16 protein-coding genes are annotated in these 18,126 nt (G+C 69.1%); 6 read left to right on the top strand and 10 right to left on the bottom strand.

Translation table 11 applies throughout. The annotated features are described in order from the left end of the window. Positions 1 to 182, bottom strand: a 182-nt coding sequence (locus tag ACZ7CH_RS03535) for a hypothetical protein (RefSeq protein ID WP_470373079.1), incomplete at its 3' end; no start/stop codon positions are given. 779 nt (positions 183 to 961) lie between these two features. On the opposite strand from ACZ7CH_RS03535, the gene ACZ7CH_RS03530 reads away from it, so the two are divergent. After that, a complete protein-coding gene (locus tag ACZ7CH_RS03530) occupies positions 962 to 1,339 on the top strand; it encodes a helix-turn-helix domain-containing protein (RefSeq protein WP_470373078.1) in 378 nt (125 codons plus the stop codon). Between the two features lie 84 nt (positions 1,340 to 1,423). Here the strand turns inward: ACZ7CH_RS03530 and ACZ7CH_RS03525 are convergent, their stop codons facing one another. Then, positions 1,424 to 2,158, bottom strand: a complete 735-nt coding sequence (locus tag ACZ7CH_RS03525) for a class I SAM-dependent methyltransferase (RefSeq protein ID WP_470373077.1) — start codon at positions 2,156 to 2,158, stop codon at positions 1,424 to 1,426. Between the two features lie 130 nt (positions 2,159 to 2,288). Further along, positions 2,289 to 3,173 (bottom strand): dimethylargininase, encoded by an 885-nt coding sequence (gene ddaH, locus ACZ7CH_RS03520; RefSeq protein WP_360399627.1) that lies wholly within the window; start codon positions 3,171 to 3,173, stop codon positions 2,289 to 2,291. A 75-nt stretch (positions 3,174 to 3,248) separates the two neighbouring features. On the opposite strand from ddaH, the gene ACZ7CH_RS03515 reads away from it, so the two are divergent. The 4 genes from ACZ7CH_RS03515 to ACZ7CH_RS03500 all read left to right on the top strand — a co-directional run bounded on the left by ACZ7CH_RS03515 (position 3,249) and on the right by ACZ7CH_RS03500 (position 7,539). Beyond that, positions 3,249 to 3,689: an Lrp/AsnC family transcriptional regulator gene (locus ACZ7CH_RS03515; protein ID WP_360399630.1), complete on the top strand. Its 441-nt coding sequence runs from the start codon at positions 3,249 to 3,251 to the stop codon at positions 3,687 to 3,689. Positions 3,690 to 3,699: 10 nt separating this feature from the next. Continuing rightward, on the top strand, positions 3,700 to 4,440 hold the full coding sequence (locus tag ACZ7CH_RS03510) for an enoyl-CoA hydratase (RefSeq protein WP_360399633.1): 741 nt from the start codon (positions 3,700 to 3,702) through the stop codon (positions 4,438 to 4,440). Between the two features lie 211 nt (positions 4,441 to 4,651). Next, a complete protein-coding gene (locus tag ACZ7CH_RS03505; RefSeq protein WP_360399636.1) occupies positions 4,652 to 6,490 on the top strand; it encodes a 2-oxoacid:acceptor oxidoreductase subunit alpha in 1,839 nt (612 codons plus the stop codon). Continuing rightward, positions 6,487 to 7,539, top strand: coding sequence for a 2-oxoacid:ferredoxin oxidoreductase subunit beta (locus tag ACZ7CH_RS03500; protein ID WP_360399639.1), 1,053 nt, complete (start codon positions 6,487 to 6,489; stop codon positions 7,537 to 7,539). Before ACZ7CH_RS03505 ends, ACZ7CH_RS03500 begins: the two co-directional genes overlap by 4 nt. An 82-nt stretch (positions 7,540 to 7,621) precedes the next feature. On the opposite strand, the gene ACZ7CH_RS03495 is transcribed toward ACZ7CH_RS03500, so the two are convergent. Beyond that, positions 7,622 to 9,760, bottom strand: coding sequence for a sunset domain-containing protein (locus ACZ7CH_RS03495; protein WP_470373076.1), 2,139 nt, complete (start codon positions 9,758 to 9,760; stop codon positions 7,622 to 7,624). 144 nt (positions 9,761 to 9,904) lie between these two features. Between ACZ7CH_RS03495 and rarD the strand changes: the two genes are divergently transcribed. Continuing rightward, entirely contained in the window at positions 9,905 to 10,837 is a 933-nt protein-coding gene (gene rarD, locus ACZ7CH_RS03490) for an EamA family transporter RarD (protein ID WP_470373075.1), read from the top strand. A 61-nt stretch (positions 10,838 to 10,898) separates the two neighbouring features. Here the strand turns inward: rarD and ACZ7CH_RS03485 are convergent, their stop codons facing one another. From ACZ7CH_RS03485 to ACZ7CH_RS03460, 6 genes are read right to left on the bottom strand one after another with little or no spacing between them, the layout of a single operon-like run. Then, positions 10,899 to 11,864, bottom strand: coding sequence for a polyprenyl synthetase family protein (locus tag ACZ7CH_RS03485; protein ID WP_360399902.1), 966 nt, complete (start codon positions 11,862 to 11,864; stop codon positions 10,899 to 10,901). Positions 11,865 to 11,919: 55 nt separating this feature from the next. Next, complete coding sequence (gene nuoN / locus ACZ7CH_RS03480; RefSeq protein WP_360399648.1) at positions 11,920 to 13,500, bottom strand: NADH-quinone oxidoreductase subunit NuoN; 1,581 nt, start codon at positions 13,498 to 13,500, stop codon at positions 11,920 to 11,922. Position 13,501: 1 nt separating this feature from the next. Then, positions 13,502 to 15,070: an NADH-quinone oxidoreductase subunit M gene (locus tag ACZ7CH_RS03475; protein ID WP_360399651.1), complete on the bottom strand. Its 1,569-nt coding sequence runs from the start codon at positions 15,068 to 15,070 to the stop codon at positions 13,502 to 13,504. Then, on the bottom strand, positions 15,067 to 17,004 hold the full coding sequence (nuoL, locus tag ACZ7CH_RS03470; RefSeq protein WP_470369946.1) for an NADH-quinone oxidoreductase subunit L: 1,938 nt from the start codon (positions 17,002 to 17,004) through the stop codon (positions 15,067 to 15,069). The genes ACZ7CH_RS03475 and nuoL overlap by 4 nt, the downstream gene beginning before the upstream one ends. A gap of 10 nt (positions 17,005 to 17,014) precedes the next feature. Next, positions 17,015 to 17,314 carry an NADH-quinone oxidoreductase subunit NuoK gene (nuoK, locus tag ACZ7CH_RS03465; protein WP_030473209.1) on the bottom strand — a complete coding sequence of 100 codons (300 nt, stop codon included), beginning with the start codon at positions 17,312 to 17,314 and terminating at the stop codon, positions 17,015 to 17,017. After that, positions 17,311 to 18,099 carry an NADH-quinone oxidoreductase subunit J gene (locus ACZ7CH_RS03460; RefSeq protein ID WP_458434296.1) on the bottom strand — a complete coding sequence of 263 codons (789 nt, stop codon included), beginning with the start codon at positions 18,097 to 18,099 and terminating at the stop codon, positions 17,311 to 17,313. The genes nuoK and ACZ7CH_RS03460 overlap by 4 nt, the downstream gene beginning before the upstream one ends. Between the last annotated feature and the right edge of the window lie 27 nt (positions 18,100 to 18,126).

Below are 18,126 nucleotides of genomic sequence, written 5' to 3'. Positions count from 1 at the left end.
CCGAGCGCGAGCGTGAGCAGGCGCAGCAGCAGTGACCAACTGGACGTGTGGTGGCGGATCGTGGACCAGAGGTTCTCGGCGGGTCCTTCGCTTCGGCGGGAACAGGCGTGCTGGCCGGCAGGCGCGACCGACCGTTCGTCGTCCGCGTGGTTCTGGGCGGCGGACCGACTGGCTAACGTCACTTGTCGCAAGCTCCTTCGCGTGTGGGGTGGTTTCAGCCCGGCGAAGGTGATCGAACGGCTCCCTCTGGCCAGGGAGCCGTTCCTCTTCTTAGGCGTGTACCTCCGGGCGATGGCCAGCGTATGGAGCCGAAGGGTGCGCATACGGCCGTTGGTCGTTGAGCGGCACCGTCCACACGGTGGGCTGCAGGAGCGTTAACGAGCGGGTAGTCGCGTTGATCGAACTCCATGGGCCTTTGAAGGCCTTCCTGCACCGTTGAAGGGTTGTCCACAGGCAGTAGGAGCTCGCCGGGCTGCGATGAGCGGCTGGTCGACGGTGCACGTTGCCCGCGGGAGAAAATCTGTGGTGACGGAGGTAGACATCCTCGGTCCGATGTGGGTAGCATTCTCCTCGTCGAACAAGAGGTCCATAGCACGGGAGATGACGAACTGCCCGTGAGATGTGCAAGAAAGCCGTCGGCGAAAGCGAAACCGGCATGTGCATGAGGTCCGGTGCCGACAGCCACGTGAGAGTGAAAGAGCAGTAATCAGAGGAGAAGGGAAGGGTTGCACCCCATCGGATCGCCCGCCTTCGGCTGAACTCGGCCGGACGGGTACCGCAGTTCCATCAGATTGGAAGGTGGTCTTCGGTTACGCACACGCGATCCCCGCAGTGCCCGCTTCTGACAGGGGCCGTGCGGACAGAGCAAGTCGATCTCACGGTCGGCTAGGTGGAAGTGAAACCCAACAACCCTGGGGCCCCGGTGCTACGGCATCGGGGCCCCTCGTGATGCGGAGGCGCGATGACCCCTGGCACAGATGAACCAACTGCGGAGAACCCGCAGACGACAGCCGAGAAGTTCGACGACGAGCACTACCCCGCCTACACGATGGGCCGGGCCGCGGAACTGCTGAACACCTCGGCGAACTTCCTGCGCAGCCTGGACGAGGCGAAGCTCATCGAGCCCCAGCGTTCGGTCGGCGGCCACCGCCGGTACAGCCGCTACCAACTGCGCCTCGCAGCCCGCGTCCGCGCCTTGGTCGACCAGGGCACGGGCCTGGACGCCGCCTGCCGCATCGTGACGCTGGAGGACCAGCTCGCCGAAGCCCAGGCGATCAACGCCCGGCACACCGCTCCGGTGCCGCACCAGGAGGCCCGCCCGCCGCTGCGTGGCGCGTAGGCCCGCACAAAGCAGATCTGCGCTGGCGAAAACCCTGCTCCAAGTCGTCCGACCAGCGCAGATCCACTGCTCCGCCGTTCCGGGTCAGGCGGCTTCCAGGACGAAGAACAGGAAGCTCAGGAAGGCCCCGCCCGGGAACTCCGCCATCTCGTCGGGGAACAGCTCATGGGCCTCCGGCGCCGGAGGCGGCTCGCTGATGACGGCCGTGCGGAAGCCCGCCGCGGTGAAGGCGTCGGTCATGGCGTGCAGTGGCCGGTGCCAGTAGGTGAGTGTGGCCTTCTGGCCGTTGAAGTCGTACTCGTCGGTCCACTTGGTGGTCGCGAAGTAGTCGGTCTTGCGATCCAGGATCTTGAGCATGATGGGGTGGTTGACGGCCACGATCAGCCGCCCACCGGGCTTCAACACCCGCCGCAGCTCGGCCAGTGGCGCGGACCAGTCCTCCAGGTAGTGCAGGACCAGGGCGGCGACGCAGTCGTCGAACGCGCCGTCGGGGTACGGCAGCGGCTGGCTGATGTCGGCGACCCGCAGATCCGCGTCGTTGCCGAGGCGCTGCCGCGCCAGCTCCACCATCTTCGCGCTGCGGTCGAAGCCGACCACGGCGGCGCCCTTGTCGCGCAGCACCTTCGAGATGGGGCCGGAGCCGCACCCGGCGTCCAGGATCCGCCGGCCGGTCACGTCGCCAGCCAGGTTCACGATCGCGGGCCGGGTGTAGTGGGCGTTGAGGAGGCTGGTCTCGTTCACGGCCGTGTAGTTCTCGGCGAAGAGGTCGTAGTCGTTCTCCACCGGTGCGGGGGTGGGGCTGTTGGGCTCGGCAGGCATGGTTCCCATAGTGCCGAGATGTCGATCACCGTGTCGGAGCGGTAGTTCGCCCGGAAACGGATCTGCGCTGGTCGAAGACCCGGTTCGGGAGCTCCTTCCAGCGCAGATCGTGATGGTCGCGTGGGCGAGGTCAGCCGCGCAGTTCCATCGTGCAGCACTTCGGCCCGCCACCGGACTTGCGCAGCTCCGAGATGTCCACGAACACGGGCTCGAACCCGCGCAGGGCCACCTGCTCCGCCAGGTGCGTTGCCTCGACGGGCATCACGACGTGCTTGCCGTCGGACACCGCGTTCAGGCCCAGGCAGACCGCGTCGGCGTCGTTGGCGATCACCGCGTCCGGGAACAGGCGGCGCAGCACCGCCTGTGAGCCGGGCGAGAAGGCTTCCGGGTAGTAGGCGACCAGGGGGGTCGGGGACTGGTCGTCGAGCATGAACAGGGCCACGTCGAGGTGGTAGAAGCGCGGGTCGACCAGCTGCAGGGACACCACGGGGACGCCGAGGACCTCCTGGGCCTCGCCGTGGGCGTGGGGGTCGGTGCGGAAGCCCGTGCCGGCCAGCAGCAGGGTGCCGGTCCAGGTGAAGTCGCCCTCCGCCTCGTTCACGGCGGTGGGCATGACGACGGAGTTGTAGCCGGAGGCGAGGAACCAGCGGCGGAAGTGGTCGGCTTCTGCCGCGCGTTGCGGGGCGCGGAAGCGGGAGCCGAGGACGCGGCCGTCGACGACGGTGCCGCTGTTGGCGGAGAAGACCATGTCGGGGAGGCCGGGGACCGGGTCGATGACGTTCACCTCGTGGCCGAGGCGTTCGTAGGTCTCCTTGAGCGCGGTCCACTGCTCCACGGCCAGCGAGGTGCTGGTGGGCTGCGTGGGGTCCATCCACGGGTTGATCGCGTACTCCACCGTGAAGTACGTCGGCGGGCACATCAGGTACCGACGGGTGGTCGGCGTGCGCGTCGGCGCGAGGGGTGCGGCGATGTCGAGCGTGATCGGCTCGGCCGGCCCGGAGATGGATACCGTCATGGATCGAAATGTAAAGGTGAGGATGACCCTCGAACAACGCCGCGATATTGCGTGAACTAGGGCAGAATGTTGCGTGTGGACAGCATTGACCAGCGAATCATTTCGTGCCTGATGGCGAACGCACGGTCCAGCTACGCGGAGATCGGCAAGGAGGTCGGGCTCAGCGCACCCGCGGTGAAGCGGCGGGTGGACAAACTGCTGGACAACGGGGTGTTGCGCGGGTTCACGGCCGTGGTGGACCCGGAGGCGCTCGGGTGGGGCACCGAGGCGTTCGTGGAGGTGCACTGCAGGGGGAACGTGGCGCCGCACGACATCCAGCACCGGCTGGAGCCGATGGCCGAGGTCAGCGCGGCCTACACGGTGTCCGGCGCGGCGGACGCGATCGTGCACCTGCGGGCCGCGGACATCCACCACCTGGAGACGGCGCTGGAGCGGCTCAGGGCCGTCGAGATCATCGACCGGACGGTGTCCACGGTGGTGCTGTCCCGGCTGCTGGACCGGCCGCCGGCACCCTAGAGTCCGGGCCATGGCTCAGGTTCTGCTGGAGTGCGCCGACTCCGTCGCCGTGATCACGATCGACGACCCGGAGCGGCGCAACGCGTTGACGATCGACCTGTCGGAGGAGCTCGCGGACAAGGTCGCCGAGGCCGAGGAGCGCGCCAACGCGGTGGTCGTCACCGGGGCGCCGCCGGCGTTCTGCGCCGGTGCGGACCTCACGCAGCTCGGCAACTCCAAGGACGAGGGGCTGCGGCGGATCTACCGCGGGTTCCTCGCCGTGGCGAACGCGCGGATCCCCACCATCGCCGCCGTCAACGGGGCCGCTGTCGGTGCCGGGCTCAACCTCGCGCTCGCGTGCGATGTCCTGGTGGCAGGACCGAAGGCGCGGTTCGACGCGCGGTTCCTGCAGCTCGGCATCCACCCCGGTGGCGGCATGACGTGGATGTTGCAGCGCAAGGTCGGGCCGCAGGTCGCGACCGCGATGACGTTGCTCGGGCAGGTGCTCGACGCCGACGAGGCGGTCAGGACGGGGTTGGCCTTCCAGCGTGCGGAGAACCCCGTGGAGGCGGCGAGGGGACTGGCGAGGGCGGCCGCGGAGGCACCGGCTGAACTCGTCCGGACCATCAAGGCCACGATGCGGGTGACCGATGTTCTCGACGACCACGGCGAAGCGGTCGAGACGGAGCTGCGGCCACAGGTGGTTTCGATCGACACTCCAGAGTTCGCTGCCAGGCTTGCCGCGATGAAGGCTCGGATCAGCGGGCGTTAGGTGTTACCGTGGGTAACAGGTATCGAGGGTGACGTCTGCCGCATTCAGGTATCCGCTGGTAGTGCTGTGCCTACCGTCTGAGTGAGGACCCGGTGCGGCAGATGGGACGGTTCGTCTCGCCTAGTGGTACACGGCCCGTCTCGCAGGCGGTCCTGGCGACTACCCTCGCGGTGGGGCACAGCCACCCTTGGAGAGAGGTATCGGCGTAGGAATGAGCACTGAGACCCGCAAGCTGGATCGCGTCGTGATCCGCTTCGCCGGCGACTCCGGTGACGGCATGCAGCTCACCGGAGACCGGTTCACGTCGGAAGCGGCGGCATTCGGCAACGACCTCGCCACGCAGCCCAACTTCCCCGCCGAGATCCGCGCACCACAGGGCACCCTGCCCGGTGTGTCGTCGTTCCAGCTGCACTTCGCCGACTACGACATCCTGACGCCGGGTGACCGTCCCGACGTGCTCGTGGCGATGAACCCGGCCGCGCTCAAGGCGAACGTCGTCGACCTCCCCGACGGCGGCATCCTGATCGTCAACACCGACGAGTTCTCGAAGCGGAACCTGACCAAGGTCGGGTACGACTCGAACCCGCTGGAGGACGACTCGCTGGAGAAGTTCCAGGTCCACAAGATCGCGATGGCCACGCTGACCATCGGCGCTCTGGAAGAGACCGGCCTGGGCAAGAAGGACGCGGAACGCGCGAAGAACATGTTCGCGCTCGGCCTGCTCTCGTGGATGTACCACCGGCCCACCGAGGGCACGGAACGGTTCCTGCGCGAGAAGTTCGCGAAGAAGCCGGACATCGCCGAGGCCAACGTCCTGGCGTTCCGCGCGGGCTGGAACTACGGCGAGACGACCGAGGCCTTCGCCGTCACCTACGAGGTGGCACCCGCGAAGCTCAACACCGGCACCTACCGCCAGATCACCGGCAACACGGCGACGGCGTACGGGATCGTCGCGGCGGCGCAGCGCTCGAAGCTGCCCGTCGTGCTCGGCACGTACCCGATCACGCCCGCGTCGGACATCCTGCACGAGCTGTCGAAGCACAAGAACTTCGGCATCACGACCGTGCAGGCCGAGGACGAGATCGCCGGCATCGGCATCGCGCTCGGCGCGTCCTACGGCGGTGCGCTCGGCGTCACGTCGACGTCGGGTCCCGGCATCGCGCTGAAGTCCGAGACCATCGGCCTCGCGGTGATGACGGAGCTGCCGCTGCTGGTGATCGACGTGCAGCGCGGTGGCCCGTCCACCGGTCTGCCGACGAAGACCGAGCAGGCGGACCTGCTGCAGGCGATGTTCGGCCGCAACGGCGAGTCGCCGGTGCCGATCGTCGCGCCGCAGTCGCCGTCCGACTGCTTCGACGCGGTGGTGGACGCCTGCCGCATCGCGCTCAAGTACCGCACGCCGGTGCTGTTCCTGTCCGACGGCGCGGTCGCGAACGGTTCCGAGCCGTGGCTGATCCCCGACGTCGACGCGCTGCCCGACCTCACCGTCGAGTTCGCGACCGACCCGGAGAACTTCCAGCCGTACTCGCGCGACCCGGAGACGCTGGCCCGCCCGTGGGCCGTGCCCGGCACCCCCGGTCTGCAGCACCGCATCGGCGGTCTGGAGAAGCAGGACGTCACCGGCAACATCTCCTACGACCCGGAGAACCACGACCGGATGGTCCGCCTGCGCCAGGCGAAGATCGACGGCATCGAGGTCCCCGACGTCGTGGTGGACGACCCGAGCGGCGAGGCCCGCGTGCTGGTCCTCGGCTGGGGTTCGTCCTACGGCCCGATCGGCGCGGCCGCACGCCGCGTCCGCAAGCTGGGCCTGCCGGTCGCCCACGCGCACCTGCGGCACCTCAACCCGTTCCCGAAGAACCTGGGCGAGGTGCTCGGCCGGTACGACAGGGTGGTCGTGCCGGAAATGAACCTGGGCCAGCTCGCGTTGCTGTTGAGGGCCAAGTACCTCGTGGACGCGGTGTCCTACACGAAGGTGCAGGGTCTGCCGTTCAAGGCGGAAGAGCTCCAGGACGTGCTCGCTGACGTGATCAAGGGGGTGTCGGCGTGACTGCGATCGACCTCGGAATCCCGGGACTGACCGGAGTTCCCACGACGGACGAGAAGCAGACGGCCAGGGACTACAAGTCGGACCAGGAGGTCCGCTGGTGTCCCGGCTGCGGCGACTACATCGTGCTCAACACCGTGCAGTCGTTCCTGCCGTCGCTCGGTCTCAAGCGCGAGAACATCGTGTTCGTGTCGGGCATCGGGTGCTCGTCCCGGTTCCCGTACTACATGAACACCTACGGCATGCACTCCATCCACGGCCGTGCGCCGGCCATCGCCACGGGTCTCGCCGTGGCGCGGCCGGACCTGTCGGTGTGGGTGGTGACCGGTGACGGTGACGCGCTCTCGATCGGCGGCAACCACCTGATCCACACGCTGCGCCGCAACGTGAACCTCAAGATCCTGCTGTTCAACAACCGGATCTACGGCCTCACGAAGGGCCAGTACTCGCCGACGTCAGAAGAGGGCAAGGTCACCAAGTCGACCCCGATCGGCTCGCTGGACCACCCGTTCAACCCGGTGTCGCTGGCGCTGGGCGCGGAGGCGTCCTTCGTGGGCCGCGCGCTCGACTCCGACAAGGCGGGTCTCACGTCGGTGCTGCGCCAGGCCGCCGAGCACCGCGGGTCGGCGCTCGTGGAGATCTACCAGAACTGCCCGATCTTCAACGACGGCGCGTTCGACGTCCTCAAGGACGCCGACGAGGCCCAGCGGCGGATCATCAACGTCGTCGACGGCGAGCCGATCCGGTTCGGCCGCGAGGGCGAGTACTGCGTGGTCCGCGACGGCTTCGGCCTGGCGGTCGCGAAGTCCGCCGACGTGGACGCCTCGGACGTCGTGGTGCACGACGCGTCGGACCTGAACCTGTCGTTCGCGCTGTCGCGGTTGTCGACGCAGGACCTCACGCACACGGTGACCGGTGTGTTCCGGCGTGCGGACCGTCCGACGTACGACGACGGTGCGCGGGCGCAGGTGGCGGCGGCCAAGCAGGCGAAGGCCGCGGACCTGGAGAAGCTGCTGCACGGCAAGGACACGTGGACCGTGCTCAGCGACTGATCCACGGCTCGGTGACAACGCGAGAGGCCCCCACCGCGGTCGGTGGGGGCCTCTCGGCGTTCAACACCTCAGGTGCGGCGGCTCAGGGCGCCGGGCGGAAGCCCGCCTTCTCGGCGTCGGACTCGGTGCGGAACCACACGTCGGCGCGGGTCTCGCCGAAGTTCGCCGAGCCCTCCGTGTAGTAGCGGCGGCCGGTCAGGGTGGCCTTCACCGCGAAGTCCTCCGCCGGGGCGTGGCCGTCGGACCTGGGCAGGACAGAGCCGGGGCCGAACGGGGAGCGCGGGTTGAAGCCCTCCGGCTGCTGGAAGCGGGAGGAGCCGGGGGCTGCCGTGCCGTTGGGGCGACCGCCGGTGGACGGCGAGAAGCCGACCGGGCGGGGGCGCTGGGGCAGGGCCGCCGCCGGCTTCGGGGCCTCCTGCTTGGGGGCCTCGAACGCCTGGAAGGCCGGGAAGCTCTGCTGGCGCTGCTTCGTGGTCTTGCGGGCCTCGCGGATGGGCAGGCCGGCCTCGGTCACGCGCTGCGGGAGGTCGAGCTCCGGTTCCGGCTCCGGCTCCGGCGGGGCGGCGAGCAGGGGTTCGTCGGAGGGCACGAACTTCGGCACGAACGGCTGGTCGTCGCTCGTGTCCGGCAGCGAACGGGTCTGGCCGGTGGCCGGCAGCGGCTCGTCGGCGTCCAGGAGGGGCTCGAACAGCGAGCGCGGGCGTTCCGCGACCGGTTCGGGGCGGACCGCCGGGGGTGCCGCCTCCTCAGGGGTCTCCGGCGGGTGGTTGAAGGCGGCGCCCATGCCGCGGGGCTGGCGTTCCTGCGGCTCGACCGGGTCGGTGTTGTCGCCGAACGCGGAGAACGCCGTGGCCGGGGCCGCGCCGGGGCTGGTGAACGGCTGGGAGTGCGCCGCGGGCGACTGGCGGGCGGGCTCGTCCTGGGCGGGAGTGCCGTACGCGGGCTCGTCGTAGGCAGGCGTGCCGTACACGGGCTCGTCCTGGGCGGGCGTCACGTACGAAGGCTCGTCGTGAGCGTACGAAGGCTCGTCCTGGGCGTACGAGGGCTCGTCGTGAGCGTAGGAGGGCTCGGGCTCCTCGAACGCGGGCACGGCCGCGTGCACCTGCGTGTCGTACGCCGGCTCGTCGTACCCGGACTCGGGGTCCTGCGCGGGCTCGGCGTCCGGCTGCGGCTCGGTGAAGACGCCGTTGCGCACGTGCGGGGCGTCGAGGTCGATGGGCTCGCCCAGCACGCCGGTCAGCTCGGCGGCCGACTCGGGCTCGGGGTCGAGGCGGCCGGTGAGCTCGTCGCGCAGGCCGGGGTACTCGCCGGTGAGGTCGTTGGCGGGCCAGGCGCTCTCCTCGACGGCGATGTAGGTCGTCTGCTCGGAGCGGGTGCCCTGGGGCTCGTCCTCCTGCTCGTCGGCCTCGTCGAGGAACACCTCCTGCTCCTGCTCGGCCCACACCTCGCGCGGCTGGTAGATGAAGTCGTCGGCCGGACCGTCGACCTCGGGGCCCGCGGTCGGCTTCGCAACGGGTGCGCCGGGTTCCGCGGTCGGCTCGTAGGCCGGCACGAACGAGGTCTGCTCGGCGGGGAGCTCCGGCTCCTCGTCGAAGTCGGCGGCCTCCAGACCGGACCGCGGCAGCACGGTCGTCATCTCGGCCGGGGTCTCCTCCGGCACGGACTCCGGGCTGAGGCGCTCGAACAACGAACGCGGCCGGTCGTCCTCCTCCGCGGCGTCGGCGAAGGCCTTCTGCTCGGCGAGCTGCTCCTCGAACCGGCGCTGCGCCTCCTCCGGCGACATCAGCGGCGCGCGTGGCACCTCGACGACCGGCGCGGGCTCCGGCTCCGGCTGCGGTTCGGGCTGCGGCTCCGGTTCGGGCTCGGGTTCCGGCTCGGGTTCGGGTTCGGCGACGACCGGCTCCGGCACCGCGACGGGCGCCGGCACGGGCGCACCGAAGTAGGCAGGCGGCTCCGCGTAGGGGGCCGGTGCCGGGACGGATGCGAGGATGTCGTCGCGGAGCGGGCGCTGCGGGCCGCTCTCCCACTCGTCGACCACGAAGTCGTCGACGGGAGCGGAGGCGACCGGCGCGGCGGTGTTCCGCGACCTCTCCTCAAGAAGTCGATCTTCGAGTTCCGCGACCTGCTTCCGTGCGGGCCTGACCATCACGAGCCAGGTGAGCAACACCCCCGCGACGAACGCCAGCAGACTCCACAACCAGACCTGCCCGAAGACATTCACGGGTAAGCCCCTTCTAAGACCACGCGCCGACCCACTCACTCGGAAGGGTGAGCGTAGTCAAACTACAGTGCCGTTGATGATGCTGCGCCACTACGCCGTTCAGCGCAAACAAGCGCCGGAACCTGCGGCGTAGAGTGAGATTCTGTGCCTCCCCTGACGAGTCCGAACCTCACTTCGGCAGAAGTTCACACCCAGGGGCGAGGGATCACCTACGGCGCGACCGCCTACGTCCTTTGGGGACTGTTCCCCGCGTACTGGCCACTGCTCGTGCCGGCCGCACCCGTGGAGGTGCTGGCACACCGCATCGTCTGGTCTTTCGTCACGATGGGGGTGCTGCTGGCGGTGCTGCGCAAGTGGCGCCCGCTGGTCGAACTGTCCGGCAGGGGCTGGCTGATCGTCACGGCGGCCGCGGTGCTCATCACGGTGAACTGGGGCGTCTACATCTACGCCGTCAACACCCACCACGTGGTGGAGTCGGCGCTCGGCTACTTCATCACGCCGCTGGTCAGCGTGGCCCTCGGCATGGTGGTGCTGAAGGAGAGGCTGCGGGCGGCGCAGTTCGCCGCGATCGGTGTGCTCGTCGTCGCAGTGATCGTGCTCACGGTCGACTACGGCACGCCGCCGGTGATCTCGCTGGTCCTGGCCTGCTCGTTCGGCGTCTACGGGCTGCTGAAGAAGAAGGTGCCGCTCGACGCCACGTCGAGCCTGGCCGCGGAGAGCGCGGTGATCTTCCCGATCGCGCTCGGCTACCTGCTCGTGCTCGGCGGCGCGAACACCTTCACCACCGAGGGCACCGGCCACGCGCTCCTGCTGCTGAGCACCGGCATCGTCACGGTGATCCCGCTGCTGCTGTTCGGCCTGGGCGCGCGGCTGATCCCGCTGACCACCATGGGGATGCTGCAGTACCTGGCGCCGATCCTGCAGTTCGCGTGGGGCGTGTTCGTGGTGCGCGAACCGATGCCGCCCAGCCGCTGGGCCGGGTTCGTGCTGGTGTGGGTGGCCCTCGCGATCTTCACGGCCGACGCCGTGCGGAACCGGCGCAAGCAGCTGCTCGCGCCGGTCGAGCAGCCCGCTTGAAGGGAACGCGGGGCCCCCGCGTGACCCTCAGGGGAACGCGGGGCCCCCGCGTGACGAGGGATCAGCGCGTGCGGGCGACCACGTAGGTGGCGAGCTCTTCAAGGGCGTCCCGCGCGGCGCACGGCGGCAGCTTGCCCAGCTCCGTGCGGGCCCGGTCGGCGTACTCGTCGAGGGTCTCGCGCGCCCGGTCCATGCCGGAGGACTCGCGCAGCAGCGCCAGCGCCTCGTCGACGAGGGCGTCCTCGGTGATCGGCCCGGCCAGCAGCTCGGCCAGCCGCGTCTCGGCGGGGTCGGCCAGCGCGTAGAGCATCGGCAACGTCCGCACGCCCTCGCGCAGGTCGGTGCCGGGCGTCTTGCCGGACTCGACCGACGGGGAGGCGATGTCGATGACGTCGTCGGCGATCTGGAACGCCGCCCCGATGACCTCCGCGTACCGGCGCAGGGCGTCGGTCTGCTCGTCGGTCGCGTCGGAGAACATGCCGCCGAAGAGGGCCGCGGTGGCGATCAGCACACCGGTCTTCTCGCCGATCACCTGGAGGTAGTGCGCGACCGGGTCCTCGCCGGGCTTCGGGCCGACGGTCTCGCGCATCTGGCCGGTGACGAGGATCGAGAACGTCTCCGCGATGATCCGCGCCGCGTCCGTGCCCAGGTCTGCGGTCAGGCGGGAGGCGTGGGCGAACAGGAAGTCACCCGTCAGGATCGCGATGCTGTTGTCCCACTTGGCGTTCGCGGACACCGCGCCGCGCCGCGTGGTCGCCTCGTCCATCACGTCGTCGTGGTAGAGCGTCGCGAGGTGCGTGAGTTCGACCACAGCGGCCGCCTTGACGACCTTCTCGCGGTCGTAGTCGGCGCCGAACTGGGAAGCCAGCAGTGTGAAGAGCGGGCGGATCCGCTTCCCGCCCGCCTCCACAAGGTGAAGCGAGGTTTCCGTGACCGGGTGGAACTCGCTCTGCACGACGTCGTGCAGGAGCTGCTCCACCTCGGCCAGGCCGTTCTGGACTACCTCGGTGAGCACGGGGTCCACCAACGCGAACCCCGGTCCCTCATGCTCGCTACTGGTCACATCAGCAGCCTACGTACACCTAGCTGAGGAAGGTGCCGGTACCCGCCCATTCGAGCACCAACGTGGGGTACAGACCCAACACCAGGGTGACCACCGCACCCAACGTGATCGCGACCGTGGTGAACGCCCCCGGCACCGTGACGGTCGGACCGTCCGGCGCGGGCTCGCTGAAGTACATCAGCACGATCACCCGCAGGTAGAAGAACGCCGCGACGGCCGAGGCCACCAGCGCGATCACCACGAGCGGCGTCAGGCCGGCCTCGATCGCCGCGCTGAACACGACGAACTTGCCGATGAAACCGGACGTCAGCGGGATGCCGGCCAGTGCCAGCAGCAGGAACGTGAAGATGCCCGCCACCAGCGGCGACCGCTTCGCGAGGCCCGCCCACTGCGACAGGTGCGTCGCCTCGCCGTCGGAGTTGCGCACCAGCGAGACGATGCCGAACGCCGCGATCGTCGTGAAGCCGTACACCAGCAGGTAGAACATCGTGGCGCTGACGCCCGGCGACCCGCCCTCCGGCGTCAGGGCGATCGAGCCGATCAGCAGGAAGCCCGCGTGCGCCACGGAGGAGTACGCGATCATGCGCTTCACGTCGGTCTGCGTGAGGCCGAGCACCGCGCCGATCACCATCGAGACGACGGCGACGCCGTACAGCACGCCCCGCCACTCCCACTGGGTGTTCTGGAACGCCACGGTGAGCACGCGCAGGATGCCGCCGAACGCCGCGACCTTGGTGCACGCCGCCATGAACGCCGTCACCGGCGTGGGAGCGCCCTGGTACACGTCCGGGGTCCACGCGTGGAACGGGCCGACCGCGGCCTTGAACAGCAGACCCACCACCAGCAGGCCGAAGCCCGCGAACAGCAGCGTGTCCGAGCGGTCCGTGCCGGCGGCGGCGGAGGCGATGGCCGACAGCTTCACCGAGCCGGCGAAGCCGTACAGCAGCGCGATGCCGTAGAGGAAGAACGCCGACGCGAACGCGCCGAGCAGGAAGTACTTGACCGCCGCCTCCTGCGAGAGCAGGCGCCGCCGGCGGGCCAGGCCGCACAGCAGGTACAGCGGCAGCGACATGACCTCCAGCGCGATGAACATCGTCAGCAGGTCGTTCGACGCGACGAAGGTCATCATGCCGCCGAGCGCGAACAGCACGAGCGGGAAGACCTCGGTCTGCATCCCGGCCTTGGTGGCCTGGGCGCGGTCCTGGATCGTGCCCGGCCGGATCGCCGCCTGCGACACGAACACGCCGCCGGGCTCGACCGAGCGGTCCGCGATCAGCAGCAGGCTGCCAAACGCCAGCACCAGCAGCGTGGCCCACAGGAAGAGCGACGGCGAGTCGACGGCGACCGCACCCGCCAGCGTCGAGACACCGGCGGCCGGACGGTCGTCCTTCACCGCGTAGAGGATCAGCGCGCCGGTGGCCCCGACCAGGGTGACGAGCGACAGCACGAGCTGCACCGCCCACCGCTGGTGCTTGGGCAGCAACGCTTCCAGCAGCACGCTGATGCACGCCGCGCCGAGCACCACCAGCAACGGCGCGATGGCCGCGTAGTCGATCTCCGGCGCCTGGATCTGCTGCGCCTGGGCGAACAGGAGGTTCACGTCACTTGCCTTCCTGCACGGAGACCGGGTCGGTCACGCCGACCTCGGTCAGCGTCGCCCCGACAGTCGGGGTGATGACGTCGAGCACCGGCTGCGGGTAGAACCCGAGGGCCAGCACGATGACGACGAGCGGTGCCAGAACAGCGATCTCGCGCTTGTTCAGGTCGCCGATGGCCGTCTTCTTCTCCGGGTCGCCGACGGCACCCGGACCGGCAGCGGCACCCACGAGCGCGTCGCCGCGCAGCGGGCCGGTCATCATCCGCTGGTAGAGCCACAGCACGTAGAGCGCAGCGAGCACCATGCCGATCGTCGCGAGGACCGTGTAGACCGGCTGCGTCGGGAACGAGCCGATCAGCACCAGGAACTCCGAGACGAACGAGTTCGTGCCCGGCAGCGACAGCGTGGTCAGACCCGAGATCAGCAGCATGCCCGCGAGCAGCGGGGCCACCTTCGACATGCCGCCGTAGTCGGAGATCAGCGACGAACCACCGCGCGCGATGATCATGCCGACCACCAGGATCAGCATGCCCGTCGAGATCGAGTGGTTCAGCATGTACGACACCGAGCCCACGCCGGCCTGCGACGTGAACGCGAAGATGCCGAGCGCGATGAAGCCGAAGTGCGCGATCGAGACGTACGCGAGGAACCGCTTCATGTCCCGCTGGCCCGTGGCGAGCAGCGATCCGTAGAGGACGCCGGCCACCGCGAGGACCAGGATGTACGGCGCCAGGTTCTTCGACGCCTCCGGGAACATCGGCAGCAGGTAGCGCAGCATGCCGAACGTGCCGACCTTGTCCAGGATGCCGACGACGATCACCGTGACGCCGATGGGCGCCTCGGCCGCGGCGTCGGGCAGCCAGGTGTGGAACGGCACCAGCGGCGCCTTGATGGCGAACGCCAGGAAGAAGCCGAGGAACAGCCAGGTCTGCGTCGTCGCGTCCGCGTCGCGGACCACGGTCACGAGCGTCGCCCAGTCGAACGTGCCCTTGCCCAGCTCGTCCGACGCCATCGCGTAGGCGCCGATCGCGGAAGCCAGCATGATCAGGCCGCCGAGGAACGAGTACAGGAAGAACTTGACCGCCGCGTACTGCCTGCGCGCGCCGCCGTAGCCGCCGATCAGGAAGTACATCGGGATGAGCATGACCTCGAACAGCACGTAGAACAGGAAGACGTCGGTGGCGGCGAACACCGCGACCGTCACGGCCTCCTGCACCAGGATCAGCGCGAGGTACCCGCCCTGCGACCGGCCCTCCGGCAGCCGCTCGGTCCAGCCGGCACCGATCACCAGCGGGATGAGCAGCGCGATGACCGCGATCATCACCAGCGCGATGCCGTCGATGCCGAACGACAGCCGGACGCCGAACGACTCGATCCAGGTCACCCCGGACGTGAGCTGGAGGCGGTCACCGTCGGGGTCGTAGGCGAACCACAGCAGACCCGCGAGCACCAGCTCGACGAGCGAGAACGCCAGCGCGACGAACTTGGCCTTCGCGTCGTCCTTGCGCAGGAACGTCACCACCAGCGCGCCGACGAGCGGCACGACCAGCAGCGCGATCAGGACCCAGTTCACGAGAACCTCACCATCAGCAGAGCCCCGAGAACCACGATCGAGCCCAGGAGCATGGACAGTGCGTAGGAGCGGACGAAACCGGTCTGCAGCCTGCGCAGCCGGCCGGAGCTACCGCCCAGCAACGCCGCGGTGCCGTTGACCACGCCGTCGACGCCCTTGAGGTCGAGGTAGACCAGCGCGCGGGTGAGCCAGGTGCCCGGCCGCGCGAACAGGGCCTCGTTGAGGGCGTTGCCGTACAGGTCGTTGCGGGCCGCGCGGACCGGGAACGACACCCGCTCCGGCCGCTCGACCGGCTGCGTGCCGCGGCCGAAGAGCAGGAACGCGAGACCGGCGCCGGCGAGCGAGAGCACCACGGTCAGGATTCCGACCACGCCGTGCGACAGGACGCCGTGCGACTCCTGCAGCTCACCCAGCGAGGGCTCCAGCCAGCCGGCGAGCCGGCCGCCGGAGGAGAGGAACCAGCCGCCGGCGACGGACCCGACCGCGAGGACGATCATCGGGATGGTCATCGTCAGCGGGGACTCGTGCGGGTGGTAGTCCTTGCCGTTCTCGGCCTTCAGGTCCTTCCAGCGGGGCTTGCCCAGGAAGACCAGGATCAGCAGGCGGGTCATGTAGAACGCGGTGAGCGCGGCACCGAGCAGTGCGACACCGCCGAAGACGTACCCGCGCCAGCCCTCCGCGCCGAACGCCGCCGCGATGATGGCGTCCTTCGAGAAGTAGCCCGCGAACGGCGGGATGCCGATCAGCGCGAGGTAGCCGAGCGTCCAGGTGACGAACGTGATCGGCAGGAACTTGTAGAGCCCGCCCATCCGGCGGATGTTGCCCTCGTCGTTCATGCCGTGCATGACCGAGCCGGCACCGAGGAAGAGCCCGGCCTTGAAGAAGCCGTGCGTCAGCAGGTGCATGATGCCGAGCGCGTAACCGATCGGGCCGAGGCCCACGGCGAGGATCATGTAGCCGATCTGCGAGACCGTCGAGTACGCCAGGACCTTCTTGAAGTCGTCGTAGGCGCAGCCGATGATGCAGCCGATCAGCAGCGTGACGCCACCGATGATCATGACGACCAGGCGGCCGTCCTCGCTCAGGTTGTAGAGCGGGTTGGAGCGGGCGATCAGGTACACGCCCGCGGTGACCATCGTCGCCGCGTGGATCAGGGCGGACACCGGGGTCGGGCCTGCCATCGCGTCGGGCAACCAGGCCTGCAGCGGGAACTGGCCCGACTTGCCGCAGGCGCCGAGCAGCAGCAGGAGCGTGATCGCGAGGACCTCGGCACCGCTGAACTCGCCGACCCGGCTGAAGACCTCGGTGTACTGCGTGGTCCCGAGGCGGTTGAACATCAGGAAGATCGCGATGGCGAGGCCCAGGTCACCGACGCGGTTCATCAGGAAGGCCTTCTTGGCCGCCGACGCCGCTTCCGGCTTGTACTGGTACCAGCCGATCAGCAGGTACGAGGCGAGACCGACGCCCTCCCAGCCGAAGTACAGGGTCACGAAACCGTTGCCCAGCACCAGCAGGAGCATCGCCGACACGAAGAGGTTGAGGTAGGCGAAGAACTTCCGCCTGCCTTCCTCGTGCGCCATGTAGCCGATCGAGTAGATGTGGATCAGCGAGCCCACACCGGTGATCAGCAGCACGAACGTCAGCGACAGCGGGTCGAGCCGCAGTCCGAACTCGACGGTCAGCGCGTTGACGTCGATCCAGTCCCACAGCTTGAGGTTCTGGACCCGCTCCTCGGTGTTCGAGACGCCGAGGGTCGAGAAGAACAACGCGAGCGCGTAGCCGAACGACGCCAGGAGCGTGGCGCTGCCGAGCAGGTGGCCCCACTTGTCGGCGCGCTTGCCACTGACCAACAGCACCGCCGCGCCGAACGCGGGCAGCGCCAACAGAAGCCAGGCGAGAGAAGCGACCCCGCTGGCGGCAACAGGTTCCGTCACCGGTGACCCCTCAGTACTTCAGCAGGTTCGAGTCGTCGACCGAGGCCGAGCGACGCGTCCGGAAGATGGACATGATGATCGCGAGGCCGACGACGACCTCCGCCGCGGCGACGACCATCACGAAGAACGCCATCACCTGACCGTCGAGCGAGCCGTTGATCCGCGCGAACGTCACCAGGCTCAGGTTGACCGCGTTGAGCATGAGCTCGACGCACATGAACACGACGATGGCGTTGCGCCGCACCAGCACGCCGACGGCGCCGATGCTGAACAGCAGTGCCGACAGGAGCAGGTAGTACGTCGGAGTCACGACTCACTTCCCTTGAGCGCGTGCGGGTCCGGCTGGTGGCCGGAGCCTGCGACCTCGGCGACGTCGTCGGAGAGCTTGCCCCTGTCGGTGGTCTCGATGACCTCGAACAGGGACTCCTCCGCGACGCTGCCGTCGGGCAGCAGTGCGGGCGTGGCCACCGAGTTGGCGGTGGCGAAGACACCGGGACCGGGGATGGACCCGACCCGCTTGCCCTCCTGGAAGCGCTCCTCGACGAGCTCCCGCTGCGTCTTCTTGGCGGGCTTCCCGTCGCGGCCGACGAACGCGAGGATCATCGCGCCGATGGCCGCCGTGATCAGCAGCGCCGAGGTGAGCTCGAACGGGAACAGGTAGTCCGTGAAGATCTTCTGGCCGATGTTGCCGACGTTGCCGCCGTTGGTGGTGTTCGCCTCGGCGAGACCCACCGGCGTCACCGCGGTCAGGGACCGGGCGATCGAGCTGACCAGCAGGACCGCGAAGCCGATGCCGAGGAACGTGGCCGCGAGGCGCTGTCCCCTGATCACCTCGACGACCGAGTCGGAGCTGTCCCGGCCGACCATCATCAGCACGAACAGGAACAGCATCATGATCGCGCCGGTGTAGACGATGATCTGCACGAAGCCGAGGAACGGCGCCTGCTGGACCATGTACAGCACACCGAGGTTCAGCATGGTCAGCACCAGCCACAGCGCGGAGTGCACCGCGTTGCGCGAGAACAGCATGCCGAGCGCGCCGGCCAGCGCGAGCGGGCCGAGGACCCAGAACGCGACCTTCTCACCGGTGGTCATGACGTCGACCGCGCGCTGCACCGGCTC

This window comes from Lentzea sp. NPDC037011 (assembly GCF_055607425.1).
Note: the sequence above shows the minus strand (reverse complement) of the source record. Positions and strands in the feature narration are given on the sequence as shown.